Raw genomic sequence first — 25,126 nt, 5'->3', positions numbered from 1 at the left:
CCCACGATGGCGCAGCACCGTGCTCGGCTCACGGGTTGCGCGCACCGCGATCGAAATGGTGGCCCGGTGCAGCAGGTGGCCGACGGCGCCCGCCGGATCACGACCGAGGATCGCCCCTGTCGTAGCCCGGCGCGGTCAGTGCGGGGCGGTGATGCATTCGGTGGCGATGCGGGCGCTCGCGGTGCGGGCCTTCTCCGCGTCGTCCTTGCTCATGCCGAGGGTTTCCTGGTCGGCGGCCTTGGAGTCGTACTCGTTACTCACCATCACGCGCAGGCCGTCCTGCGAGATGCCCTGGTCGACAAAGAGTTTCGCGGCGCAGTCGGCGAGTTGCTGGCTCTTGAGACCCTTGTCCTGCAGGGACTTGGCGAGGTCCGCCTGCGTCACGGTCGGCGCTGCCGCCGCTTTGTCGTTGCCGCATGCCGCGAGCACCGGCAGCGCGATGAGCGCCGCGGCGATCAGGGAGATCCGCACCTGAATCCCTATCTGTCGAATGGAACACCGTCGAATGGACGCTGTGGGACGTCGGCCACGATGGTACCGATCAGGTCGGAAACCTTCGCGCGGTCCGCACGGAGCGCTTGCGAGTCGCGAATGCGCGAGGCCGCGTTTTCACAAATCCATCGCGGCGCGCAGCGCGGTATCCAGGCGTTCCAGCGTCTCGGTTTCCATGTCATCGACGCGTTCCGCGAGCCACCCCCGGAAGATGCGGCCGATATTCCCGGCGTGCACCCAGCCGTAACGTTCCACCGGCACCGCGAGGATGTCCTGCGGATCGTCCTCGACCACCTCGGCGGCGATCAACCACGGCCTCGGCGACTCGTTGATGCCGTCACTGCTGATGAGCACGACTGTGCGGCGTCGCGGCGAACCATGCGGGTTGTAGATCCACAGTTCACCCCGCCGCACGCATCGCCTCCTCGGCGGCAGCCATCTCGGCCGCATCCGCGGCGGCCTGAGCCGTCACGTCCGGTGCCGGACCACACCCGGTGCGCACGGCTTCCCGCCGAGCGGCCTTCGATATCCATGCCGACGGCGACATGCCCGCGCGGGCCGCGGCCTGCTCGGCGAAGGACCAGGCGGCCTCGTCCAGCGAAAGGGTGACCTTACGCGTTGCCATACCATTTACCGTACCGCCTCTCCGGGTATTCAGGCCAGATTCAGGTGCCGCGGTGGCAACGTTGGCGGCCGCCGGTGCTGCGACTCGAGCGTTAGCCCGTCCCCGGCGAGTTACCCATGTGCTGGCGAAATCAGCCGGTTCGTCAGCACAAAGACCCACGCAATGGCACAACTGATGGCTGGTGACTGCTGTTACTGTGATCGCGGTGAACGCGGCGACCGAACACAGCGGCACACCGGTAACTCACCGGGTACCGGCCAGCTCGATCACCACAGCACCGCCGGTCGCCAACGCCGCTCTCGCGGCACCCGAGTCTGGCCTGAATACGCGGAGAGGCGGACAAGCGTGACTACGTTGAACCATCATCGGGTCGGCTCGGGTGAACCGCTGGTGCTGGTGCACGGCATCGGCAGCCGGTGGCAGGTGTGGGAGCCGATCATCGACACCCTCGCCAAGTCCTATGAGGTGATCGCCGTCGACCTCCCCGGCTTCGGCGATTCGGCGCCGCTGGCCGAAACGACCGTCGACACACTCACCGATGCGCTCGCCGAATTCCTTGCCGCACAAGGGATCGATCGGCCACACCTGGTGGGCAACTCGATGGGCGGGTTGATCACGCTGAATCTCGGCGCCCGCGGGCTGGCCCGTTCGGTCACCGCGTTCTCGCCGATCGCGTTCTGGGACAACGCTGGTCGCGTCTGGTGTCAGCAGTCGCTCGGCAAGTCGCGGATGCTCGCGCGCCAACTGAAACCGGCGCTGCCGACGATCCTCGGCACCGCCGCGGGCCGAACGCTGTTTCTGAGCCTGGTCTTCGGTAAGGCATGGGCCGTCAGCACGCAGGTGGCGGTGGATACCGCGAACGGTGCGGCCGACGCACCGGGATTCGAGCCCGCCCTCGCCTCGTTCGACAACGCGAAGTTGCCCGAAATCGGCGGCCTGGCCGACATTCCCGTCACCATCGCCTGGGGCAACCGCGACATCCTGCTGACCTACCGCACGCAGAGCCGCCGTGCCCGAGCGGAACTACCGGACGCCGAACACCGCACCCTGCACGGCAGCGGGCACACGCCGTTCTACGACGACCCGGCCGCGTGCGCGCAAGCGGTGCTGGACACCGTCGGCAGAAACAGCAAGTAGGTCATCGCTCCTGACGCGGCTCGGTCAGCGTGTCCGGATGCGCCGTACCCAGCAGGATGCGTACCGCATTCCGCCAGCGGTGCTGGATGATTCGGTTCCGATCCACCTCGCCGGTCAGTAGCACCCGCAGGGCGAGACCGGTCATGATCTCGATGGTGAACTCGGTGATCGTCGGCACCCGAGGGTCATCCGGGAACTCCGCGCGGAAGACGTCCCGAATGCTGGTGTGCATCAACTCGAACAGCCGATGCTCCAGCGGCAGGAACGCCGCAAGCAGTTCCGGATCGGTGCGCGCACCAACCCACATTTCCAGCGCGGCCCAGAACGACGGGCCGCTGAGCATCCGCATGGTCAATTCGACGGCGGCCTCCAGCCGATCCGCCGCCGCCGGAAGTTCCGCGAATTCCCTTGTCAGCTGGTCGAATCGGCGGGCGGCGAGATGCTCGACCGCGCCGGCGAGCAGATCCGCCTTGGTCGGAAAGTGATGCTGCAGCGTGCCACGCGGTACCCCGGCCCGCTTCTGCACCTCGAGCGTGGTGGTACCCGCGTAGCCGACCTCGATCAGGCTCTCCACCGCCGCATCCAGCAGCCGCGTGCGCATGCGCGCTCGGCGCTGCGCCTGCGTCTCCCTGACCCGTTCCCCGGCGGAAGTCAGCGTCCCCGCCATTGGGGTTCGCGCTTCTGGGCGAACGCGAGCGCGCCCTCGGCAGCATCCTTGGAAAATAAAGCGGGCAAAGCGATTTCGCCCTGTTTGGCGAACGCCTCGGTCACCGTCCAGTCCGGCGACTCGTCGATGATCCGCTTGCTCGCGGCGACCGCGAGCGGCGCGGCGGCGGCGATCGCGGCGGCCAGTTCCAGAGCCACCTCCAGTGCGGCGCCGGGCTCGGTGATCCGATTGACCAGGCCCAGTTGGAAGAGCCGTTCGGCGCCGATCCGTCCGCCGGTGAGCGCGAGCTCGGCGGCGATGCTGCGCGGCAGGCGCTGGGTCAGGCGCAGCACGCCGCCGCCTGCGGCAACCAGGCCGCGCGTCACTTCCGGGATGCCGAACTGGACGTTGTTCGCGGCGACGATGAGGTCGCCGGACAACGCCAGCTCGAAGCCACCGGCCAGCGCGAAACCCTCGACCGCCGAAATCATCGGCTTCACCGGAGGTTTCGCGGCGATGCCGAGCGGCCCGCGCCGCTGCGTCATCGGCATCTCACCCTTTGACGCGGCGACGAGATCCATGCCCGCACTGAAGGTTCCGCCCGCGCCGGTGAGTACGAGCACCCTGGCGGTGTCGTCGGCCTCGAACTCGTCGATGGCGGTCTCGATGGCCTGCGCGGTCGCGAGGTTGATGGCGTTGCGGGCCCCGGGGCGATTGACGGTCAGCACGGTAATGGCGTCGCGCCGTTCGACCAGGATCAAGTCGTTCATCGGACAGTCCTCTCGGAGACCAGGGTGAGCTTGTCTGCGGCGGTGATATCGGCGCCGGCGCCGAGCGGGTCGCCGTCATCGAACGCCGCGACCGTCTCGGCGTCGGACGCCCGGATCAGTATGCGGGCACCGTTCGGCGTCAGCGCGCTGACCACGACGGCTTCGGGTTCGTCGGCGTGGTCGGGCGCGGGGCCTTTGCGATAGGCAACGGTGTACGACTCGACGGTGGCCGGTCCGGTGTAGCCGGGCGCGGCGTCGCGACGGGCGACGGGCACCGCCGCCTCGATCGAATGAAACAGCTGCGCAGGGGGTTCGGCCGAGTACACGCCGACGCCGTGCTTGGTGATGTACCAGCCGAGCGCAGTGGCGAGACCGTAAGCACCGGGTTCCTCGCGCAACAAACCGACCAATGTCGCGATCGAATGGGTGCTGTAGTTATTGCCGGGACCGCCACCGAAGGTGAGCCCGCCGGTGACCGACAACGGCCGGGCCGGATCGTCGATCGGCAACCCGAGCGCCGCGGCCGCCACCTGCACGGCGACCGGGAAGCAGGAGTACAGGTCGATGTGCGCCACCTCGTCGATGCCGATGCCGGCGGCGCCGAGGGCGGCCTGTCCGGCGGCCGCGATGGCGGGTGAGGCGGCCAGGTCCGCGCGTTCGGAAACGAACCACTCGTCGGTCGCGGTGGCACCGCCGTGCGGGAACACCCACCGGTCGCGCGGCACCCCGGCCGCGGTGGCGGCGGCCGCGCTGCACACGATCAGCCCGGCACCTTGATTCACCGAAAGATTCGCGATGAGCAGCTTGGGATACGGCGTAGACACCATCCGATTCGCGGGTGTCGGCGTGGTCAGATCGGCAGCGGTGTGCGCTGTGGGCTGCCACGCATAGGGATTGCCCGCCGCCGCGGCGGACAGCCGCGACCACAGTCCGCCGATCCGCGCGCGGTGCTCGCCCTCGCTCAGCCCGAGCCGACCACGCAGCGCGGTTTCCATCAGCGCGTAGAAGTACACCGGACCCCACAGCCCGGCCGCGGTTTCCATGTCGGAGTTGGGCGCGCGATCCGAGCCGATGAGTTCGGTCGGTCGCGCATCGTCGGGCTGCTCGGGCCACTGCAGGGTGGCACCGGTGCGGGTGGCGGTGTTCCACGCGGCCACCGCCTCGGCGCCGGTGATCAAGGCGATGTCGGACTGCCCGTCGGCGATTGCCTGGGCGACCGTGTTGAGCAGGCGTTGCGGCGCGTCGCCACCGAAACGCACCGACTGCGTCGTGCGCTTCGGGGACGCGCCGAGCTCGGCCGCGACCAGTGCACCGAGATCCGGATACGGCCTGCTCACCGGTGCCGCGGCCGCGATCAGGTCGGCGGCGCGCAGCAGCCGATCGCCGGTGCCGCTGTCGGCGCCCGCGCGGCGCAGGGATTCGGCGGCGAGTTCGACCGGGCCCGGCAGCCCCGACTCGCCGCTGCGGTGCACCACCTGCCCGGCACCGACCAGCACCGGCGTCCGTGGATCCATTCCCGCTGGCAGCATTGTTCCTCCGATGATCTTGCGGGGCGTCGACGCGCGCTAGGGCCGAGTCGACGCGGATACCGTCAGCATTGACGGTAACTCGGGTTCGATTAGAACAGAGACCGCACGACCGGGCAATGGTCACCTGCCGCCGAACTGACTCACGGGTAAGATCCGGGCATGGGCACCAACATCGCGCTGCGGTTCGACGGCGACCGCGCCTACGTCACCCTCGATCGGCCGGACAAGCACAACGGCCTCACCATCGACATGCTCGGCGACCTGATCGCCACCGCGCACACCATCGCGGGTCGCGACGACGTGCGCGCGGTCATCCTGTCCGGCAACGGACCGAGCTTCAGCAGTGGCCTGGACATCGCCAAGGCGACCGGCGACCCGCTGTCCATCGTGCGCAGCTTCGTTCCGCTGCCGTGGCGCGGCACCAACAGATTCCAGGAAGCGTGCTGGGCGTGGCGAAGGCTGCGGGTTCCGGTGATCGCCGCGGTGCACGGCCGCTGCTACGGCGGTGGGCTACAGCTCGCCCTGGCCGCCGACTTCCGCTTCGCCACACCGGACTCCGAATTCTCGGTGATGGAGGCCAAGCACGGCCTGGTGCCCGACATGACCGGCGCGGCCACCCTGTCCCGGCTGATCGGCGTCGACAAGGCGCTGCTGCTCGCGATGACCGCCGACACGGTCGACGCCGCCTACGCCGAGCGCATCGGCCTGGTCACCGAGGTCACCGCGGATCCGCTCGCGGCAGCGGAGAAGCTGGCCGACCGCATCGCGACCCGCTCGCCGCATGCCGTCGCCGGTGTCAAACGACTGTTCGACAAGGCGTGGGAGGCCTCGACACGCCGCACCTTCGCAGTGGAACGCGCGACGCAGCTGCCGCTGATCATTCGGCTGGCCACGACCCGGGGTAGGCCCACCAAGAGCTAGCGGTCGCCGCGCCCTTTTGCGCGACGCACCACATCTTCGACTACGGCACTGCTAGCATTTCCTAGAGATTTGCCAGCCAGTCGAATTGTGGTGCGTTGCACACCGCGAGTGGTCTGTGTCTTGCGGTAGTCCGTGCTTCGCGCTGCTCTCGGCGAGGAGACGGAGGGCGCACGGACTTTGACCAAGACGGCAGCCATCTTGCTTTCAGCGTTGACGGGCGCTTCGGCATTGTTTATCACTGCGAGTACCCCCGCCATCGCGGACCCGAACACCATCAATCCGATTCCGGTACTCAATGGCAGCAACGGCCTGCCCAACCTCGGCGGACGCACCAAGGCCGTGTTTCAGATGACCGGCATGGCCAGCCCGAACAACACGCAGGCCTACAACGTGCTCGGCACCGACCTCGGCATCATGTGGGACAACGGCAACGGCGAGTTGCTGACCGCATTCGGCGATACCGCGGGCGTCGGATTTCCGAACTTGCTGGCCGGAAGTATGTGGTCGTGGCGGTCCAATATTCTGACGCGCAGCCACACCCAGAACCCGTCTGGTGGCATCTATTTCGACAGCGTTGTGCGCGATGTTTTCGGTCAGGCGCGCGATCTGATTCCGAGCCCGAAAATTCCGTTTCTGGAAATTAGCCGCATTCCCACGGCGGGCATCTCGGTCGGCGGAGTCCAATTCATGAGCCTCATGTCCGTACGCAGCTGGGACGAGGTCGGGCAGTGGACAACCAATTATTCCGGACTCGCCGCCTCCGGCGACAACGGGGAGACCTGGGGTGAGCTGCCCGCTACCCGCCGCCCGGATGACGGTGGCAACAGCAACTTCCAGATGAACGCCTTCCTCAAGGACGGCGGTTTCGTCTACGAGTACGGCACCCCGTCCGGGCGCAACCAGCAGGCGTTCGTCGCGCGGGTTCCGGAGGCCCAGATCGCCGACCTCGGCGCGTACGAATACTGGGACGGCGGCGCGTGGAAACGCGGCGACGTCAATGCCGCGGCACCGATCATGTGGGGCGTCGGCGAACTATCCGTGATGTACAACGCCTATCTCGGCCAGTACATCTCGCTCACCACCGACCCGTTCAACTCGGTGGTGATGCGCCGCGCGTCGGCGCCGACCGGTCCGTGGAGCGATCCCGAGGTGCTGATCGACACCAGGGAACTGCCCAGCGCGTACGCACCGTCGATCTTCCCGTACCAGACCGGGCGTGATCTGTACTACCTCACGACCGTGCACAGTCAGTACAACGTGCTGCTCATGCGCACCCCGCTGTAAGGGCTTTCCAGCACCGGGTTCCGCACGATCCGGCACGGCCTTGACCTCAACATGACTTCACGTATGAGGCTTGGCCGTGTCGGATCGTCGTCGTTCAGGAGGAACCATGGAAACCGCCGCACCCGAGATCGCCACCGTGCGTGCCTGGCTCAGCGCCAATGCCCGGCCGATCGTCGATACCGATCCCGGTTACACCGGACCAGACCTCGATCTCCTGATCGAGCGACTCGGGTCCGCGACGGTGGTCGGACTCGGTGAGTCGACGCGATTCTCCCGGCAGATCTACGGCGTGCAGGAGCGGGTCTTCCGTGCACTGGTGGAGCGACATGGGTTCCGCGGGTTGGCGATTCAAGACAGCGCCCGTTCCGGCGAGCGGTGGGATCGGTACGTGCGCGACGGAGTCGGCGATCCCGAATCGGTGCTCGCCGGGTCGTGGCGGCCGTGGCGGACGACGGAAACCGTTGCGGCACTGCGGTGGATCCGCGCGTTCAACCAGGCGCATCCCGACGACCAGGTTCGGGTGTTCGGTGTCCAGCCACCCAGCGCGGAGCCTGCCGACTACGACGTGGTGCTCGATTATGTGCGCCGGGTCGCACCGGATCGGTTGGCGGCCATCGAGGCACACCTCGCGCCGATCCGGACGGCGCATCAGATGGACGAACACGTCCAGCGTCATCAGGGAATTCATCCGGGACGCCCGTTTGCCGAGCAGGCACGGGCTGCCTTCGACTTGCTCGAAAGTCTGCCGGCCACAACGGAATACGTTCAGGTCCGCACCCACGCGAAGCTCATTCTCGACTTCCATGAGAACAGCGTCGCCGGGCAGGGCGGCTTCGCCCGCGATGAGCGGCCCTCGGGTCAGCGGGTCATCGATTGGCAGCGCGATACCGGCACGAAGATCGTCTACTGGGACGGCATCGCGCACACCACGAACCTCCGATTGGGCATCGGGACAGCGGAATTCCGCGGCGTCGGCGCCTACCTGCACGACGAATTCGGCACCGGCTACGCCTCGGTCGCCCTCGGCTTCCACCACGGCGACCTCGGCATGAACACCGCACCCGACCCGCAGCCCGATCTGCTGGACGCGATGCTCGGCTCGGTCGACCTGCCCGCCTACTACGTAGACCTGCGTGACACCGCGCCGGAGGCGGTGCGCGAGTGGCGCGACGGGCCGGCCAAGGCTCGTGTCATCAGCGGCATCTACGACCCGGCCAAGGATGCCGGCGCCAATATTTCCGTGGCATCGCTGGCCGATGCCTTCGATGTGCTGGTGCACATCCGGGCAACCTCGCCGGTGCATTGGCTGCCGATCGGCGATCAATAGACTCGCGGTCATGGATGCGACCGATTGGGACGAGCGCTACGCGCACAGTGACTTGGTCTGGGGCGCACCGCCGAACAACACCGTGGTGGAGCACGTGTTCGGGCTGGAGCGACGGATACCGCTGCGGCCCGACACCCCTGGCGGCGAACCGCCCGAGCTCCCGCGCGCCCTGGACCTGGCCTGCGGCGAAGGCCGCAACGCCCTGTGGCTGGCCACCCACGGCTGGCAGGTGCACGCCGTCGACTATTCGCAGGTCGGCGTCGACAAGGGTCGTACCATCGCCACCCGGCTGTCCCGCTCGGTGCGCAGCCGGATCAGCTGGCAGTGCGCCGACGTCACCGATTTCGACGCCGCCGAGATCACCGGCCCGTTCGAGCTGATCCTGATGGTCTTCCTGCATCTGCCCGCCGACCAGCGGAGCAAGGTGGTCCGCCGGGCCGCGGAACTGCTCGCCCCCGAGGGCACCCTGCTCGTGCTCGGCCACGACACCACCAACTTCACCGACGGGCACGGCGGCCCCAAAGACCCGTCCGTCCTCTTCACCCCCGACGACATCGTCGCCGACCTCGGCGCGGCCGTCGCCGACCACCGCATTCGAATCCAGCTGGCCGAGCGTGTCTTCCGCCCCACGGAGGGCCGCGACGCCATCGACGCCCTGGTCATCGCCAATCGCCCGGAGCCGGCCTCGGACGCGGTCGAATCGGCCTCCTGAGCTCACGGCAGGAGTAATCGGAAGTACAGGGCCCAGGGAATGAACACGGCTCCCGCGAGGATCAGTAGGACGAGCCGGAGCCGGACCGCGCCGCGCACCTGATCCCGCGCCCGCCACCAGGAGATCGCGGTCGCGGCGGTCGCGAGCAGCACCGCGCAGGTACAGATCTGCAGCAGTAGCCATGGCATAGTGCGGCCGGCGACGAACGCGGTGGCCCCCGCGCCGCTGGTGGCGAAGATCCACACCAGGTAGGTCAGGGTTCCGACAACGGCGACGAACCCGGTCGCGGACAACCATCGGGCAGGCCACCTGGCCGGATTGCGACCGGATTCCGCACGCCCGATCCAGGCGGTGAGCGGGTATCCGGCGAATCCGATCAGCAACAGCGCCAGCGTGGCGTATCGCACCACAGCCGCCTCGTACCAGGACCCGCTCGACGGCGACTGGCTCGTATCCGCTTGCGCGGGAACAGGTTCGGCGCTGGACCGAGGTGCGTGTCCGGCGACGACCGACTGAACCCAGGAGGTCATCACGTCGGCATACTCAGGTCCGAGCGCGCCGAGCGCCTTACCGTCGACAACCAAACCACCGACTTTGTCGAAGCCGTCGGTGGTGGCGTGCCCGTTATGGCCCGACCCGGGCACGAAACGAATGGTGGCGTGCTGATTACCCGCGCGGTCCAGCGCCCGCTGGAACACCGCGGCACTCTCGGCGGGCGGGGCGAGGGTGTCGTGCTCGCCCCACAGCGCCAAGACCGGCAGCCGAAGCCGCTCGAGCACCGGCACCGGGTCATACCCGGCCTCCGGGAACAATCCGGTGTCGGACATCAGCAGCGCCCCCGGCTTCGCGACCGCATCGCGGAATGCGCCGGAAACCCCGTGATGGCGTAGCTGATTGCCAAGGTTCCAGGTCTGGCCGCGCAGTGGATCGAATCCGGAGCCGCCGATGGTGATCAGAAACGCGACATCCGGCGATTTCGTGGCGGCCAGCGGCGCCACCCAGCCGCCCTCGCTCAAACCCCACAGCCCGACCTGAGCCGGGTCCACGTCGACGCGACCGCGCAGCGTCGCGACACCCGCGAGCACGTCATCAGCCAGCAGGTCGAAGTCTCGTTCCATGAGCGAGTAGCCGTCGGTGCGTTTGTCGAAGGCCAGCGTGACAATGCCCGCGCGGGCGAACGCCGCCGCCTCGGGGACGTATTTGCCGCGCGGACCCGGCCCCGAGCCATGGACGAGAACGATGCCGGGCAGTCTTGCGCCGGCGGCGGCACGCGGTACGAAGACGGTGCCGTGCAGCGTCAGTCCGTGACTCTGGAACGAGACCTCTTCCTGGATCGGTTCGTCGGCGGGAACAGCGCAGGCCGGGCCGATGCTGGCGCCCAGACACGCGATCACACCGATCGCGACGAGTACCGAGCGACGAAGGGACACGCTATGGATCGCCGGCGTGCGCGTCAGCCAGGCGATCAAGGCAATCTGCATGTATTGCACGCTAAAGACGGAAACGTCGACTTACATCGGCCCGCGGGTCTAGACCCGCAGTGCTACAGACACTTTGGACCTACCGCCGCCGAGTGATGTGGTGCTGACGAGCTCCGGGCTAGACGCCGCCGAAGCTGCGGCCAACGAGACCAGGGGCGTGTCCGCAGCGTGCGACGTGGCTAACGTGGCGGGTAATCCCATCCATCACATTAGGAGCTATCCGATGAGCCGTGCCGCCCTGAAAGTCATTGTTGCCGTGGCGATCACCCTGACTGCCGGGGCGGGGGCGGCGAACGCGGCCACCGGGGGCATCCCGCTGGAGCTCGCGCCGAGCAACCAGGTGGCACCCGTCGGCGCCGAGGTAGCTCCCATCGGCGTATCGCCAGGGTCGAGCAGCGCCGCGTCCCTGGCCTGCCTCGTGCAGTCGATCTCTTACGGCGCCAAATACTGCATGAGCTGAGACCGCTAGGTACTCCACCGCCGCAACCACGGTGTGACCGTGTCGGCGATGACGTCGAACCCGGTGCGGAACGAGTGCGGTTGACCCGGGATCACCCGCACCTCCGCGGCGTCGGCGGCATCCGGGATGCCGAACGGATCGCTGCCGCCATTGATGACGACCACCTCGATGTCGCCCGCGTCCAGCAACTCCGCGCGCCGGGTCTTCTCCGGCTTCCCCGGCGGATGCAGTGGAAACGACAGCGCGATCACTCCGCGCGCCTGGACCGCGACCGCCGTGCGGCAGGCCACCCGAGCCCCGTTGCTACGCCCGCCCTGGATCAGCGGAACCTTCTTGATCCGAGCCCGCACCGCGGTCACGATCTCCAGCCACGCCTCGTCCTGCCGCACCGGCGACCCCGGCGCGCGGCGTCCGGCGACCCGATAGGGCTGTATCACCCTGGCCACCGCGCCGCCCAGGTCGAGCGCGGCATCGCGCACGGTCAGGATGTCTTTTGCCGCGACGCCGCCGCCCGAACCGTGGGTCAGCAGCAGCAGGAAGGCGGGCTTGCGCGGCCGGTCGAGCTCGATCTCGGCCGGTCCGGCACTCGTCTCGATGCGCACGGTTCACGGTAACGCGGGTCGGCGGGTCAACCCGTGACACCGCGCGCGCCGCTGTTTTTCGCGTCACATTCACGCTCGAGCCTTTGCCAGTCCATTACCGACCGGTAATATAGATCCTAAGTTACCCGCGAGTAGCATGCGGCTGATCGTTTCGAGCGACCTGCAAGCAGTCGCTACGCGGGCGGGCTTACCGGTAGAGCGACAACGGGCGGGAACGGTCAACCAACCGACCGCACCAACTCAACGGAGAGTGAGTACTGACATGGGTCACTACAAGAGCAACGTCCGCGACCTGGAGTTCAACCTCTTCGAGGTGCTGGGTCTCGGGTCCATCCTCGACAGCGGCGCCTACGGCGACCTCGACACGGACACCGTCAAGGAGATGCTCAACGAGGTGCGTCGCCTGGCCGAGGGCCCGCTCGCCGAGTCCTTCGCCGACGCCGACCGCAACCCGCCGGTCTTCGATCCGCAGACGCACACCGTCGCGATCCCCGAATCGTTCAAGAAGTCCTTCCGCGCACTGCAGGAAGGCGGCTGGGAGAAGCTCGGCATCCCCGAGGAGCTCGGCGGCCTCGGCGTGCCGCGCACCGTGCACTGGGCGATCAGCGAGCTGATCCTCGGCGCCCAGCCCGCCGCGTACATGTATGCCGCAGGCCCCGGCTTCAACACGATTTTCCACAACAACGGCACCGAAGAGCAGAAGAAGTGGGCCAAGATCGCGGTCGACCGCGACTGGGGCGCCACCATGGTGCTCACCGAGCCCGACGCGGGCTCCGACGTCGGCGCGGGCCGCACCAAGGCCGTCAAGCAGGAAGACGGCACCTGGCACATCGAGGGCGTGAAGCGCTTCATCACCTCGGCCGACGCCGACGACATGTTCGAGAACACCGTCCACCTGGTGCTGGCCCGGCCCGAGGGCGCGGGCCCCGGCACCAAGGGTCTTTCGCTGTTCTTCGTGCCGAAGTTCCACTTCAACCACGAGACCGGTGAACTCGGCGACCGCAACGGCGTCTTCGTCACCGGCGTCGAGCACAAGATGGGCCTGAAGGTCTCGGCCACCTGTGAGGTCACCTTCGGCGGCAACGGCATTCCGGCCAAGGGATGGCTCGTGGGCGAGGTGCACAACGGCATCGCGCAGATGTTCGACGTCATCGAGAACGCGCGCATGATGGTCGGCACCAAGGCCATCGCCACCCTGTCGACCGGTTACCTGAACGCGCTGGACTACGCCAAGCAGCGCGTCCAGGGTGCCGATCTGACCAAGATGACCGACAAGGCCGCGCCCCGCGTGACCATCACCCACCACCCCGATGTGCGTCGCTCGCTGGCCAGCCAGAAGGCCTACGCCGAGGGCCTGCGCGCGATCTACCTGTACACCGCCGCGCACCAGGATCCCGATATCGCCCAGCAGGTTTCGGGCGCCGATGCCGATCTCGCGGACCGGGTCAACGACCTGCTGCTGCCGATTGTCAAGGGTGTCGGCTCCGAGCGGGCCTACCAGTACCTGACCGAATCACTACAGACCCTGGGTGGCTCCGGCTTCCTGCAGGACTACCCGATCGAGCAGTACATCCGCGACGCCAAGATCGACTCGCTCTACGAGGGCACCACCGCCATCCAGGCGCAGGACTTCTTCTTCCGCAAGATCGCCCGTGACCGCGGCGTCGCGCTGGCCCACGTGGCGGGCCAGGTGCAGAAGTTCATCGAGACCGAAGCGGGCAACGGCCGCCTCAAGGGTGAGCGCAAGCTGCTCGCCACCGCGCTCGAGGACGTGCAGGGCATGGCCGCGACGCTTACCGGGCACCTGATGGGCGCCCAGGAGAACCCGTCCGAGCTGTACAAGGTCGGTCTCGGTTCGGTGCGCTTCCTGCTCGCCGTCGGCGACCTGCTCATCGGCTGGCAGCTGCTGCGTCAGGCCGAGGTCGCCATCAAGGCGCTCGACAACGGCGCCACCGGCGCCGAGGAGTCGTTCTACCAGGGCAAGGTCGCGGTCGCGCAATTCTTCGCGCGCAACATGCTGCCGGAGCTGACCGCGGTCCGCACCATCCTGTCGAACCTGGACAACGACATCATGGAGCTGGACGAAGCAGCATTCTGATACTGAGGTACTAACGACGAAACGGCCCGGATCGCTCCGGGCCGTTTCGTGTTTCAGGCGACACTCGATTCGACGAATTCGTCGACGACGACCCGGTTGCCGCCCAGTTGTTTGGCTTGATACATCGCGTCGTCGGCACGCAGGATCAGCGCGGTAGGCATCGGGGAGTCGATGCCGCCGTCGAATACCGCGACCCCGATGCTCGCGGTTACCGCGACCGAGTTCTCCGGCTCGGCGACGGCTCGGCGCACCAACTCCGCCGCGACCCGCGCGGTCTGTGCGTTCAGTTGCCCGAAGAGCACGAACTCTTCCCCACCCGTCCGCGCCACGACCATCCCTGGTCCCCGCGCGGCGCGCAACCGCTTCGCGGTCCGGATCAGCACCTCGTCGCCGCCCGCGTGACCGAACCGGTCGTTGATGTCCTTGAATCGATCGAGATCGACCGCGATCGCACAGATCGGGGAGCGGCAACCAGACTCGACCAACTTATGCAGGTACAACTCCAGACCGCGACGATTCAGCAGCGTGGTCAACGGGTCGGTGACGGCGTCCTGGCGCAACACCCAGTAACAGAACTGCATCGCAGGCAGCAGGAGAACGCCCGCGGCCATCGAGATCAGCACGATCGCGAGGCCGACCATCGGATCACCGCCCACCGCCACCATGCGGGCCGTCAGCGCCACCACCGAAAGCACCGTCCAGACCGCGTGCACCGCCAAGACCTTGGCGTTGTGCATCACCGCCAGATAGCCGCCGGTAACAACCAGCAGGATCACGCCGAGGGCGCCGTACACCCGGTTCGATTCCTGCAGGTTGGCCACCGTTATCGCGATGTCCGCGGCCGCGAAGAGGACGAGGGATTCGGTCCGGCTCGGCCACGGCAACAACCACCACCGCAGGGCCCAGAACAGCGCGAACGCGGCAACAATCCAGTCAAGTGCCTGGCCGAACCGACTCGGCGGACCGGTCTCGGAGGACAACGCCAGGATGGCGATACCCGCGAGCACCAGGCCGCCCGTGCCGACGATCACCTTCGTCCAGTGCACCGCCGCGTTGGAGTCGAGGGCGCGCGCCAGCCAGTTGTAATCGGCCGGGTCATCCCACCAAGCCTTGAGCATCACGCGACCATTGGCCACAAGCCACCACCAAGCGCAGAAGGATCAATCCGATCGCATACGCCGAGCGCGAGATTTCGCCGTCGGAATCTCACCAGCTAACTGGTCAAGTGTATGGCTCAATGCACCTCGGTGCACGTGGCCGCTATGTGGCGGAGAGCTCATTTGTGCAGTGCCATCGCTGGTCAGTCACCTTTTTGGTACCTTGACCAAGGCCGCGTGACACCGATTGTCCCCAACCTCGTTGCACACCGCCGCCCGATACGGCCGGGCCGGATCCAGCCGTCATGAACCTCCAGCAAACGGTGCATGCCCCCCAGAGGCGAGCAGGTCGTGAATACGGCAAAGCGGCCCGGATCGCTCCGGGCCGCTTCGTGAAATTCAGGACGCCCCGCCGTCCATCCCCAGCAGTACGCGGGGCTATATCTGTTCGTCGGGCTACTTGGCGGCCGCCGAGCCGCTCGACAGCGCCTTGACGATGTCCGCGATGGCCTTGCTCGAGCCCGTTCCGTTCGGATCCGGCTCACCGACGCCGATCACCGGCTGCACCGTGACACCCGGCTCCACAGTGATGGCCGGAGCCGCACCAGCGGTAGCCAACCCCGACCCGGCGACGATGACACCGGCCGCCGCGGCCAGCACGACTCCCAACACACGCATTTTGCTCATTCAGCTGTTTCCTTTACAGAATCTTCCCTGGTCGAAAACCCCATTGGTATCGACCGAGGCAGTTCTATCACGCAGATTCATAGCACAGCGACCGTTCAGTCATCGCGGATTCTGGCCATCGGTTGCTCATCGATTGCAACCTGCGGGTCGTGCAACTTTCAAAATGTAAGCTAGCGTTTAGCCAGGTGGTGACCCGATTTCTATCGGCAAACCACTTGGGGGCACGCCCGATCCCCGCTGGCAAACGCCCGATATGCGGCGTGATAGACGTTCGATATCGATCAGGTGATCCATTAAGGCGAAGGATACAGCAAATAGTTAGCACACAATCGTGTGCGGAGAAATTCATCTTCCGAATGAAACTCACACAATCAGCAATTCACTAGCTAAGTTGTGATTCATCACATACGGTACGCATGTAACATCGCTGACCGATTCACCGAATACCGCCCTGCCATACCGAACTACACATCTTCGATGAATACGTGGCCGGTTCCGCGTAAGCGTTCCACTGGCGCATTTCTTCAATCTAAAATCGCTACCGCGATCGCATCTCCGGCATACTCAATCGTCTCGCCGCTCCTGCTTGCCACTCGCGTCGGGTTCAGGTCGCTCCGCGCAAGGCTTGAACCTTGATCGAGGCAAATCCGATAATGGAATTCTTTTGGCGTCAGCCTCGTTCTTCCACCACGCCGATTCACCCCCGTACATAATATCTTTAGCCCAGAAGTCTTCTCCTTCGTGGAAAATAATATCGTCTCCGGTAAACGCCTGCCCACAAAAACGGGCATTTACCCTTTTTACCGCTTCATCCTCGGATATTCCGAAGATTTTCATCATTTCATGCACAATGGACTGAATGAACTGTCCAGCTTGCTTGTCCACTCGAAATTCGAACATGCCCATCCAATCGGCCTCTTATGTCTTAAATCGTCCATTGGAGATACGGATGGTCCGAGCCCATCACGACCACGCACTATAGATTCGGCTTGGAGAGTCGCTCAGCGTTTGCCTCATCCTTCCACCAGAGACTGCCGTGACTGTACATAATATCTTTTGCCCCAGAAATCTATCGACATGGTAGATGACGACCGCACCGGTAGTTTCTTGACCCTCGAATTCGTGGTTGATACGAGAAATTGTTTCACGATCGGAGATATCAATTATTGCCTGAACTCGTCAACCGTTCTCGGCAACGCGCCTCAGCGCGATCGAGATTTACTGAGATTCATTCTCCGCTGCCAATTCTTCGGCCTCACCGTCAGCGAACGAGAGCACGTGGCTTTTCGCGTTGGAGCCATCCAGCTGGCCGGCGAAAGCCCCGTGCGCAGCCTCGACCAGAGCGGGCGCGGCGACCGGATAGGCACCCGCCACTCGGGCCAATGCTCGAAAGGTCTCGTAGTCGAGGCCTCGGTGGTTACGGACGCCTTGGCCAGCCAGCGCACGTGCCAGCTCACCGTCGAACGCAGCTCGCAACTGCTCGTCATCAGAGCACTGACCCATCCGGCTCACTTCTGTCTCCTGGATTCAACGAGTAGTCGGTGCAACACCTTGGCGGGTTCGGATGCGTTGGCGCCGTTCATTTCTACCTCAACGAATGCTTCTGTGAGCGCTTCATCCGGGTCCAGCACCGTCGGCTCAGCTTGAAGAAACTGTATCGGCTGAGTGCGCCGGTCCAGTCACGGAACTCCGCATCCAGCCGGACCGGATCCGTGGAGTGGGGCACGTTGCGGACGAAGTACTTCTTCAACTCCCGTTCTGCCGCAGGTGCCATGTCTGGATGCATCGAAGGTAGCTCTGGTCGCGGAGCGTTCGGGGCGCCGACATGGGTCGACGGAATACGCGTCCGTTGATATACCGTCAGGCCGTTGAGCAGCTGCCGTGTTCCGAATTCGCTGCCGATCCTTGTGGCCTGGGAGGGTCTCGGCGCCGGTCAGGGTTTCTCATAGCTTGGGGGCCTCGTTCCCGATCAGGGCTTTGGCGCCTGCCGCTGCGGCGGAGCCGGGGGCGGGCACCGTCGGCACGACATTCGCCCCGAGTTTGGCCGCGGCCCAAGTGGTCTCCCACCGCGTGATCACCTTCGCCGTGCGCAGGCTGCCACAGCACCGTCGCCGGATCGATGAACATCTCGTCGATCGAGTTGTTGAACAGCTCGCGGACGGTGGGCGTCGGTCCGGTCGGCGTCGATCGGGCATTGGATGGTCAGCAGCCTGGACAGAGCCGAGAGCTGCTAGGTTCCACGTCGTGCTCGCGCTCGAGATCTTCGACAACTACGTCTCCTGGCTCAGCGCCAACGTGCCGCTGGCGTATGAGAACCTCGCACCTCCCGCCGCCCCTGCTGAACTCGATGCATTGGACGAGGCAGTCGGCGCCACGATCCCGGCCGAAGTGAAGGCCGTACTCGCGGTCCACAACGGTCAGAAGGCAGCCCTCACGGCATCCGGGTCGGAGCACGGAGTCCCGTGTATTCCCACGCTGAACTTTCTGTCGACAACCGAAATTCAGAAACGCTGGAACTTTTGGGCAGAGATTCGCAACGGACCCGACATCGAAGCGCTCCAGGCCGGAGGCGATGTATTTCATGGTGCCGAGAGGCTGATCAAACCCCTGTATACCTCGCCCGGATGGATCCCGCTCTGGGCAGATCCGGTAAGGGAGGATTATATCGGAATCGACCTCGACCCAGCGCCCGCCGGAACGGTCGGCCAGATTATCAATTTCGGAAGGAATGAGGAAAAGCACTTCCTCTGCGCAACCAGTTTCACCGAATTAATTCGGATCCTGCTCGACGAAGTTCAGTCAGGCGCCTGGCAGGCCTCACAGATAGGCGACGACGAAGAAGCTGACGGCAGCTACGAGAACACAGAGATCCTGCCCTGGTTCGGCGACCCTGACGAGCAATTATTCAACGCACTATATTCTCGCTTCGAGACAGCACAAATGTAAGCTGATGCTCCACAGCAACCGAGCGTCTCGGCTGCTGTGGAGCCCGACGCTAACACCCTGCGTCGTACGAGACGCACAGCTACCGCGCCGCTCGCCCATCAGAATACTTCATAACAGACATCAATCACAAATCAGGGAAATCGAAAAGGCGCCGCGCTCCCAACTCGAGGAGTATAGTGGCAATACGACGAAGCGGCCCAGAGGATCGGGCCGCTTGTCATTTCAGTTGGCAGCGACGTTTTGATTTATGCGTGAATCCGACTCACCCGATACGCGCCAGGATAGCGTCTCGCTTGGAAACAGGCTTGATCAGATCGGCAATTCGACCGAAGCCAGTGGTTGGGCAGCAGTTACGGAGATTCGATATCCGCTGCCCAACTCGGAACGCGCCTACCGATTTCCCGCTTCAACTGCAGCATCTCGTACAACTCGGGAACGTTCGGTGCAGAAGCAGCAAACCATGCCGAAACACTGCGCCATGCCTGACGAGCCTCCTCGCCCTCAACGACATCCCACACCGGCGGATCATCCTGATCAAGCACTGCCCCGTCGATCAACCGGTATGCGTGTCCTTGATGAGCACTGAGCACCAGCATTCCGGGAACATCCCTGATGTCGTGCCGTACACGGTCGACGGTTACGGCTGCGGCACGCTTCGTGCCAGCGTCAAGGGCATGCACACCGAAATGTGTACCAGCGAACCATAATCCCGGTTGACCGCCGATGATCCGTAGGACCTCCCCGACCGCCGCCGGAACCCGGACCACACCCTTCTCCACAGCAAAACGATCGATCTCCTCATCGGAGGCACCGACAACCGACCCATCGACGCCTTCGAAAGTCCTAGATAGTTGAATTCTACCGCCGAAGCCGCATGACACCCTCGATGGTTCACTCCCAAATTACCTCGAAATCAGGAATTGAAGCCGTCTCTAGAATATCGCCGACCGGCGTTGAGCTGGACATCACCTCGAACTCATTCGGAACATTCATCCGAGATAGCGAGATACCGAACAAGCAGGCGTCACACCACAGCAGTCCACTGCCAGCACTGGTTCCCGGAGGGCCGATGAACGCAACCCTGACCGGCACCGCCGCACAGTTCGGGCAGGACGTCTGCGGCAGACTCGCCGGATCATTGATAATTCCGGAAAATACCTCCAACCATATTGCACGACCAACACGGTACCGAGGGCCGCCGGCGTCAGTGTTCTCGATCATCATTTTCCTGTCGCGTCATGTATGTACTTACCCACGGACTCCCACCATTCGTTCTCGGCAGCCCAAGCTCTGATCTCGAACTCAAGCACCTCCTTCGTGTTTCTGGGAGGCTGTTTCATACCCAACTGCTTGAGCTCGTCAGCGTGGAACTTCTCATGATACAAGGTGCGTGCCAATCTAGCCTCGCCGGTCAGGTATATAGTTTCCGGAGTCAATTTCATGAGACCGTCGTTAATAACTCTGATAAATTCAGCCCCCTTCCTGAACGCTTCAGGATAAAGCGTCACGCTATGCGGTGAGGTGGTTTCACCAAAACCCAGCCCGCGCAGGCTCCCGCGATAGTGCTCGAATCGGATACCGCTGATATCGATGCCGTACTTCTGCGCAACCGCGATCGTGGTTTCCTCGCCGAACCTCAGATCCCCCTTGAGCGGAGGCAGTTTCGGAAACTTCTGCGGCTTCCCAGCCTTCCGCATCAGTCGCGTCGGACCTGCGGTTACAGGTTCATACGCAGCGTGACCTACGCGCGTCGCTTCGGCACCGCGGCCGACGTCGGAGGTCGGGTTTGCCGGCGGACGGGAGCCATTGATGCTCACACCGAGTTCGGTATCGACCTCAACCTCAGCGGTTCGCGGGGCTGGCAGCCCGGCTCGTGGCGCATTTGAACCAGCGCGCGGCGGCAGGTCCGCCCAGGGCTCAGCGCCCTGCGCCGGGATAGACGCTCCGCGATCGGGGAGTGTTGTGTGCGGGTGGGCCGCCGGGGCCTGTACGGGCGGCTGGCTGACCTTCGCTGACGGCGAGCCTGCCGAACCGCCCCAGGCGGCCGGTGGCTGTTCGGCGGGCAAGCCGGCCTTCGGGACCGGTTTTGGGGCCGCTGAACCACCCCAGGAGAAGGGTGCGGTGGAATCTGCGATTCCGGCGCGGGCGGTGTTCGCTGCGATACCGGGTGCGGCCTTCGCCGCCGCGGCGGCCGCAGCGGCTTCACTGGCCAGGGCTGCGGCTTCGCGCGCCTTGAAAGCGGCGACAACCTTGGCGCCGGCGCGGAAGGCAATCCGACCGGCACCATCGAGAACCGCCAAGGTCGCCAATTCGAATGCCAGGTCCTCGAACTGCTCCGCGACACTAGGACCGTGACCGGGGTCGGTTGCCCAATGAATACCGCTGGCGTCCTCTATCAGCACACCGCCGCCGGCTACCTTGTAGACCTTGTCGGCGACAACACCCGGCGGCTTGGGAACTTCGGTTATTTCGGCATTGACCTCGGTGTCGGGGCGATGCACGAACCGCCGATTGTCGGTGTACTCGAATGCCTTCGGCTCTACTTCGAAATCATACTTGCCGCCGACGGCGAGGCTGTATTTGACGATTTTGGGTTGGCGGGCTTCGCTACTGTTCGGAATTACCGGTTTACCATCAGGCCCATAACGAATGATCGAACCCTCGACTTGAACTAGATGATTTCCACGAGCGTCGATCATCGATCCGTCCGGATGGCGATCGAACTCCAGGAATCTGTTCGGATCCGACAACTTGCCAGGTTTTTCACCGATCGAAACGACGTGATCTATATCGTTCTTACCGGCTATGCTTACCTGAACAAGTTGCCCGTCTTTCCAAACTGTCTTGATCAGCGCATTACTGTCGCCAGGCAGAGCCATGAGCATGTCGGACAGCTGTTGCGCAGCTACATAATCCTTGTTCGACGTATCGAAGCTGTTGCGATCACGACTGAGCGCCATCGCCGCCATTACCGCCCGATTCATCTGATCAGCGGCCTGCTTTCGCACATCACTCGCCCGGCCGGTGAGTATTTGCACGCCATCAGTAATCGTCGATCCGGAAACCAGCGACCCGACCGAATCGTATAGATCATTGCTGATCAGATGTCCGTACTTGTCGAAGACCTTTTCCCGGAAGTTATCCCCTTCCTTCTGCTGCACATGCAATTCGAGCGCTTTGTAGTCGAAGCCTTCTCTCGACGTCGGCGTCACGTCCCATCGAATGCCGGCATCATCGGTGTCATACCCATAACCATTGGCATTGATATCACTGATGAGTGCGGTATTAATTACGCCATTCGTGCCTGGCGTAGCAACCGTGCTGCTCGCCGAGCCGTTCGGATTGAGGTGATCGGTCCGGATCGTGCCGTCGTCGCGCACCTTGGAATCGGCCTGCGAGAGCGTTCCGTCGGGATTGATGGACTCGGTATGCGTGTTCTTTCCGTCGGCACTGATATCGGTCGAGATCGGGGCCGGGCCGGATGGGTCCTGGCCGGCCGGGACCGTGTAGATCTTCGCCTGGTTGGGTGATGCGCCGTTGGTTCCGTCGGGGTATCGCACCGACAATGAGCCGTCCGCGTTGGCCGTCCACGTTGTCACTCCGCCGTTTCCGTTGGAGACCGAGCGCACCTGGGTGATCGTGCCGTCGGCGTTTCGGATCGTGGTGTCGATCGTTTGCCCACCGGTGCCGGGCACGATCATGCTCGTGGCGGCAGCCCCGTTGTCTGCCTTGGTTTCCCACGGCACACCCTCCGCCGGCAGTGCCGGAGCAGGAGCCGGAGCCGGCTTGTCGGTGCCCGGTGCCGGGTTGCCCGGTGCGGGTTGTGGGTTCTGAATCGGCTGTACCTGCGGCACATTCTGCTGCGGCACCGTATTGTTCGCCGACGGGACCGGCACACCCTGCGACGGCTGGTTGCCTCCAGGCACCGGCGAGAATTGCGTCTGCTCGTCACGACGCGCCTGATTGGCCGCCGCCTGCTCCTCCGGCGCCATCGACCGGTCACCCGGACCGGTCTGGAAACTCACCGGCTTGATCACCGACGGCGACGCGAACGGCACGCCCGAACCCGGAGCCGAATCTGCCACTGTCGAAGCCGAATTCACCGCCGGACGGGCGGCCTCGACCATGTCCTGCCCTGCAAAGATCCGCGCCAACTTCTGACCGGATGAAACCGCGGTCATGCCGTGGAAGTCGTAAACACGTCCGCTGCCAGCACCCGCCGCACGGTCAGCCGACCCCCCATCGGTCGACAACGAGGCCAAATGAGCAGTACGCGCCGACGCCCACGGCGCCACCTCGCTTTGCCCCGGCCATGCCGAATCAGTCGCCACAACAGACCTCAATCACAATCAGAATTTGGAGAACGGAAGCGGCCGCACCGGACCACGGGAACGACAAAGCGACCCGGATGACTCCGGGCCGCTTGTCCTTTCGGGATGTTCAGATGTGTTCGCCGACAGCGTGTTCGGCTTTGCGCCCGCTACGCTACCGGCGCGTCGACCGCGATCCAGGAGCCGTTGCGGAAGACGTGGTGCTCGTAGTACATGATCTGCCGGCCGTCGCGCATCTTCTGTACGCCCAGCTCCCAGTAGCCGTTGAACTGTTCCCCGCCCGCGCCGATCCGCAACCGGTGGACCTCGACGCTGTCCATTTCGTACCGAATGATCAGCCGGGCCGTGTTGGACCGTTCATCGCATTCGACCGCCTGGATTCGCTTGAACCCTGGGATGTGGATGGTGTCACCGTTCAGCGTCGGCTGTACCTCGACGACCATAAAGCTCTCGTACATCGTTACTTCACTCTCTGTGGTTCCCGCAGTGAACGAGGTTGTGCTGCTTTAGATTTCCTCTTGCAGGGAGGACGGGATCCGGTAGCGAGCCTTCGGCGGCTCCTGGCCGGGCACATGCGAGCGAAGGAAGCCGCGCAGTTCGTCGATGTGTTGCTGCAGCGCGCGAATCAGCCGGATCGCTTCGCGGAAGCGCTTCTTGTCGTCTACCGCTTGGGTTTCCAGCACGTCTACGCGGGTGCGGAGTTTGCCGACCTCACGCGCCTGCCAGGCGGTGATCGCCCCGATGACGGTGGCGACCGCGATGCCGAAGGCCTGCACCAGTTCGGGATTCATCCAGTGCTGGCTCATTCATAGCCTGCCTTCCTGCCGGTCGACCGGGGTCACCACCGGTCGGATGAGCAACCCGGCGAGCACCGGGGTGAGCAGGCCGTACACGGCAAGTACCGCCTCGATCCACGCGGTATCGATCTGGTGGCCGAGCACGAAGGCGATCACGCCGGTGACGGCGACGAGCACCGACCGGATCAGCGCGGGTTCGGGAATCCTGTTGATAGACATCAGATCCGTCCTTGCGCCCCGGCAAGCAGCCGGTCGATCTTGAGTTCGAGCGCCTTCAGTCGCTGTTCGTTGCGGAAGTCCGCGGCGTCGGAATTGAGCACATAGCCCGCCACCGTGTCCCGGTATTCCGAGTCCGCGACGCGGGACTGGAAGCCATAGGTCAACTCGAAGTGCACTCTGCGCAACTTGTCGAGCAGTTCGCGCTGCTCCATATCCGAAAGTGCCATCAGTGCACTGCCTTTCATTCGTTCCGCCACATCGGCGCGAAATTGGTTCATATCCATGGCACCCGGGTCCCACTTGCCCTGTTTGGGTCCGGCCCATTCCTTGTGGCCGATCACCCGGTCGGCCCCGTGGCCGAGCTTGCGCAGTATCGCCGCGCAGATCCCGACGTAAGCGTCGTATTGCTGGTCAGACCAACCCTCGGTGCCGTTGTTAGCGGCCTCGATGCCGATCGTGTGATAGTTCGCGTTGTCCTCGGGCAGGCCGGGCCACGAACCGGCACCGGCATGCCAAGCGACACCGACGGCGACCACCGTCACGGTTCCGTCCTGCGCCAGATGCAACTGCGACAGTGGGCCTTCCAAAGACGGAATCCCATAGGCTATTTCGGTCGGCGGGGTATTCGAGCCACCGGTGTGATGGGCGACAATGCCCCATATTTCGCCGAAATCGCCGTGGCCGCGTTCCCGCCAGCCAGGGAATTCCACAACTCGCAGGCCCTCCGCGCGCAATACCTCCGCGAGCCATACCGGATCGCCGGTCCAAGACATGGTTGTCCTGCCTTTCTCTGAAGAGCTGAGAGTCAGGCGTCGTAGTACACGTAGGTATTCGAGCCCGACTGCACGGTTACGCCGCCTTCGGTCGGGGTCGCCATGCGGACCCAGATCCGGTCGTTGGTCACGAGGTGAGGGGAATGTCGCCGACGCCGAGCGCGGCGGTGCCGACCACAAAGTCGACGCTAT

At 64.6% G+C, this 25,126-nt stretch carries 28 protein-coding genes; 9 read left to right on the top strand and 19 right to left on the bottom strand.

Annotation, left to right across the window (positions count from 1 at the left end; genetic code table 11):
- Positions 1-135: 135 nt before the first annotated feature.
- The 3 genes from ACIBCN_RS42635 to ACIBCN_RS42625 all read right to left on the bottom strand — a co-directional run bounded on the left by ACIBCN_RS42635 (position 136) and on the right by ACIBCN_RS42625 (position 1,117).
- Positions 136-471, bottom strand: coding sequence for a hypothetical protein (locus tag ACIBCN_RS42635; RefSeq protein WP_396998344.1), 336 nt, complete (start codon positions 469-471; stop codon positions 136-138).
- 138 nt (positions 472-609) lie between these two features.
- Positions 610-906: a hypothetical protein gene (locus ACIBCN_RS42630; RefSeq protein ID WP_396998343.1), complete on the bottom strand. Its 297-nt coding sequence runs from the start codon at positions 904-906 to the stop codon at positions 610-612.
- Complete coding sequence (locus tag ACIBCN_RS42625; RefSeq protein WP_135233911.1) at positions 893-1,117, bottom strand: hypothetical protein; 225 nt, start codon at positions 1,115-1,117, stop codon at positions 893-895. Before ACIBCN_RS42625 ends, ACIBCN_RS42630 begins: the two co-directional genes overlap by 14 nt.
- Positions 1,118-1,462: 345 nt before the next feature.
- On the opposite strand from ACIBCN_RS42625, the gene ACIBCN_RS42620 reads away from it, so the two are divergent.
- Positions 1,463-2,254, top strand: a complete 792-nt coding sequence (locus ACIBCN_RS42620) for an alpha/beta fold hydrolase (protein ID WP_396998341.1) — start codon at positions 1,463-1,465, stop codon at positions 2,252-2,254.
- 1 nt (position 2,255) lies between these two features.
- Here ACIBCN_RS42620 and ACIBCN_RS42615 read toward each other — a convergent pair whose 3' ends face one another.
- The 3 genes from ACIBCN_RS42615 to ACIBCN_RS42605 are packed head-to-tail and all read right to left on the bottom strand — an operon-like array spanning position 2,256 to position 5,199.
- Positions 2,256-2,855, bottom strand: coding sequence for a TetR/AcrR family transcriptional regulator (locus ACIBCN_RS42615; protein ID WP_396998339.1), 600 nt, complete (start codon positions 2,853-2,855; stop codon positions 2,256-2,258).
- Between the two features lie 50 nt (positions 2,856-2,905).
- Complete coding sequence (locus ACIBCN_RS42610) at positions 2,906-3,670, bottom strand: crotonase/enoyl-CoA hydratase family protein (protein WP_396998338.1); 765 nt, start codon at positions 3,668-3,670, stop codon at positions 2,906-2,908.
- Positions 3,667-5,199, bottom strand: a complete 1,533-nt coding sequence (locus tag ACIBCN_RS42605; RefSeq protein ID WP_396998336.1) for an acetyl-CoA acetyltransferase — start codon at positions 5,197-5,199, stop codon at positions 3,667-3,669. The genes ACIBCN_RS42610 and ACIBCN_RS42605 overlap by 4 nt, the downstream gene beginning before the upstream one ends.
- 159 nt (positions 5,200-5,358) lie before the next feature.
- Between ACIBCN_RS42605 and ACIBCN_RS42600 the strand changes: the two genes are divergently transcribed.
- The 4 genes from ACIBCN_RS42600 (at position 5,359) to ACIBCN_RS42585 (ending at position 9,443) form a co-directional block, all read left to right on the top strand.
- Positions 5,359-6,120: a crotonase/enoyl-CoA hydratase family protein gene (locus ACIBCN_RS42600; RefSeq protein WP_396998335.1), complete on the top strand. Its 762-nt coding sequence runs from the start codon at positions 5,359-5,361 to the stop codon at positions 6,118-6,120.
- Between the two features lie 177 nt (positions 6,121-6,297).
- Entirely contained in the window at positions 6,298-7,404 is a 1,107-nt protein-coding gene (locus ACIBCN_RS42595; protein WP_396998334.1) for a DUF4185 domain-containing protein, read from the top strand.
- Between the two features lie 106 nt (positions 7,405-7,510).
- A complete protein-coding gene (locus ACIBCN_RS42590) occupies positions 7,511-8,731 on the top strand; it encodes an erythromycin esterase family protein (RefSeq protein WP_396998332.1) in 1,221 nt (406 codons plus the stop codon).
- Positions 8,732-8,741: 10 nt separating this feature from the next.
- The gene (locus tag ACIBCN_RS42585; RefSeq protein ID WP_396998330.1) at positions 8,742-9,443 is read left to right on the top strand and encodes a class I SAM-dependent methyltransferase; all 702 of its coding nucleotides are present in this window, start codon (positions 8,742-8,744) and stop codon (positions 9,441-9,443) included.
- Between the two features lie 2 nt (positions 9,444-9,445).
- Here the strand turns inward: ACIBCN_RS42585 and ACIBCN_RS42580 are convergent, their stop codons facing one another.
- Complete coding sequence (locus ACIBCN_RS42580; protein WP_396998328.1) at positions 9,446-10,924, bottom strand: alpha/beta hydrolase family protein; 1,479 nt, start codon at positions 10,922-10,924, stop codon at positions 9,446-9,448.
- Between the two features lie 223 nt (positions 10,925-11,147).
- On the opposite strand from ACIBCN_RS42580, the gene ACIBCN_RS42575 reads away from it, so the two are divergent.
- Positions 11,148-11,384: a hypothetical protein gene (locus ACIBCN_RS42575; protein WP_396998326.1), complete on the top strand. Its 237-nt coding sequence runs from the start codon at positions 11,148-11,150 to the stop codon at positions 11,382-11,384.
- Between the two features lie 5 nt (positions 11,385-11,389).
- Here the strand turns inward: ACIBCN_RS42575 and ACIBCN_RS42570 are convergent, their stop codons facing one another.
- Positions 11,390-11,986 carry an alpha/beta family hydrolase gene (locus ACIBCN_RS42570; RefSeq protein WP_396998324.1) on the bottom strand — a complete coding sequence of 199 codons (597 nt, stop codon included), beginning with the start codon at positions 11,984-11,986 and terminating at the stop codon, positions 11,390-11,392.
- 262 nt (positions 11,987-12,248) lie between these two features.
- On the opposite strand from ACIBCN_RS42570, the gene ACIBCN_RS42565 reads away from it, so the two are divergent.
- On the top strand, positions 12,249-14,084 hold the full coding sequence (locus ACIBCN_RS42565; protein ID WP_396998408.1) for an acyl-CoA dehydrogenase: 1,836 nt from the start codon (positions 12,249-12,251) through the stop codon (positions 14,082-14,084).
- Between the two features lie 53 nt (positions 14,085-14,137).
- Here ACIBCN_RS42565 and ACIBCN_RS42560 read toward each other — a convergent pair whose 3' ends face one another.
- From ACIBCN_RS42560 to ACIBCN_RS42550, 3 genes are all read right to left on the bottom strand, one after another.
- Positions 14,138-15,202 carry a GGDEF domain-containing protein gene (locus tag ACIBCN_RS42560; RefSeq protein ID WP_396998322.1) on the bottom strand — a complete coding sequence of 355 codons (1,065 nt, stop codon included), beginning with the start codon at positions 15,200-15,202 and terminating at the stop codon, positions 14,138-14,140.
- Between the two features lie 435 nt (positions 15,203-15,637).
- Positions 15,638-15,868 carry a hypothetical protein gene (locus ACIBCN_RS42555; protein ID WP_396998321.1) on the bottom strand — a complete coding sequence of 77 codons (231 nt, stop codon included), beginning with the start codon at positions 15,866-15,868 and terminating at the stop codon, positions 15,638-15,640.
- 564 nt (positions 15,869-16,432) lie between these two features.
- The gene (locus ACIBCN_RS42550; protein WP_396998320.1) at positions 16,433-16,774 is read right to left on the bottom strand and encodes a hypothetical protein; all 342 of its coding nucleotides are present in this window, start codon (positions 16,772-16,774) and stop codon (positions 16,433-16,435) included.
- Positions 16,775-16,945: 171 nt separating this feature from the next.
- Between ACIBCN_RS42550 and ACIBCN_RS42545 the strand changes: the two genes are divergently transcribed.
- The gene (locus tag ACIBCN_RS42545; protein WP_396998318.1) at positions 16,946-17,515 is read left to right on the top strand and encodes a hypothetical protein; all 570 of its coding nucleotides are present in this window, start codon (positions 16,946-16,948) and stop codon (positions 17,513-17,515) included.
- 296 nt (positions 17,516-17,811) lie between these two features.
- Here ACIBCN_RS42545 and ACIBCN_RS42540 read toward each other — a convergent pair whose 3' ends face one another.
- Positions 17,812-17,946, bottom strand: a complete 135-nt coding sequence (locus tag ACIBCN_RS42540) for a hypothetical protein (RefSeq protein WP_396998317.1) — start codon at positions 17,944-17,946, stop codon at positions 17,812-17,814.
- Between the two features lie 166 nt (positions 17,947-18,112).
- Here ACIBCN_RS42540 and ACIBCN_RS42535 point away from each other — a divergent pair, with 166 nt between their 5' ends.
- The gene (locus ACIBCN_RS42535; RefSeq protein ID WP_396998316.1) at positions 18,113-18,814 is read left to right on the top strand and encodes an SMI1/KNR4 family protein; all 702 of its coding nucleotides are present in this window, start codon (positions 18,113-18,115) and stop codon (positions 18,812-18,814) included.
- A 350-nt stretch (positions 18,815-19,164) separates the two neighbouring features.
- Here ACIBCN_RS42535 and ACIBCN_RS42530 read toward each other — a convergent pair whose 3' ends face one another.
- From ACIBCN_RS42530 to ACIBCN_RS42500, 7 genes are all read right to left on the bottom strand, one after another.
- Positions 19,165-19,593 carry a hypothetical protein gene (locus ACIBCN_RS42530; protein WP_396998315.1) on the bottom strand — a complete coding sequence of 143 codons (429 nt, stop codon included), beginning with the start codon at positions 19,591-19,593 and terminating at the stop codon, positions 19,165-19,167.
- A 112-nt stretch (positions 19,594-19,705) separates the two neighbouring features.
- A complete protein-coding gene (locus ACIBCN_RS42525) occupies positions 19,706-20,038 on the bottom strand; it encodes a hypothetical protein (protein ID WP_396998314.1) in 333 nt (110 codons plus the stop codon).
- Entirely contained in the window at positions 20,035-22,995 is a 2,961-nt protein-coding gene (locus tag ACIBCN_RS42520; RefSeq protein ID WP_396998313.1) for a hypothetical protein, read from the bottom strand. The genes ACIBCN_RS42525 and ACIBCN_RS42520 overlap by 4 nt, the downstream gene beginning before the upstream one ends.
- A 299-nt stretch (positions 22,996-23,294) precedes the next feature.
- Positions 23,295-23,603: a hypothetical protein gene (locus ACIBCN_RS42515; protein ID WP_396998312.1), complete on the bottom strand. Its 309-nt coding sequence runs from the start codon at positions 23,601-23,603 to the stop codon at positions 23,295-23,297.
- Positions 23,604-23,651: 48 nt separating this feature from the next.
- A complete protein-coding gene (locus tag ACIBCN_RS42510) occupies positions 23,652-23,951 on the bottom strand; it encodes a hypothetical protein (protein ID WP_396998310.1) in 300 nt (99 codons plus the stop codon).
- On the bottom strand, positions 23,952-24,161 hold the full coding sequence (locus ACIBCN_RS42505; protein WP_396998309.1) for a hypothetical protein: 210 nt from the start codon (positions 24,159-24,161) through the stop codon (positions 23,952-23,954).
- A complete protein-coding gene (locus ACIBCN_RS42500) occupies positions 24,161-24,934 on the bottom strand; it encodes an N-acetylmuramoyl-L-alanine amidase (RefSeq protein WP_396998308.1) in 774 nt (257 codons plus the stop codon). Before ACIBCN_RS42500 ends, ACIBCN_RS42505 begins: the two co-directional genes overlap by 1 nt.
- Between the last annotated feature and the right edge of the window lie 192 nt (positions 24,935-25,126).

Origin of the sequence: Nocardia sp. NPDC051052 (assembly GCF_044456045.1) — a bacterium.
GTDB lineage: Bacteria > Actinomycetota > Actinomycetes > Mycobacteriales > Mycobacteriaceae > Nocardia.
Note: the sequence above shows the minus strand (reverse complement) of the source record. Positions and strands in the feature narration are given on the sequence as shown.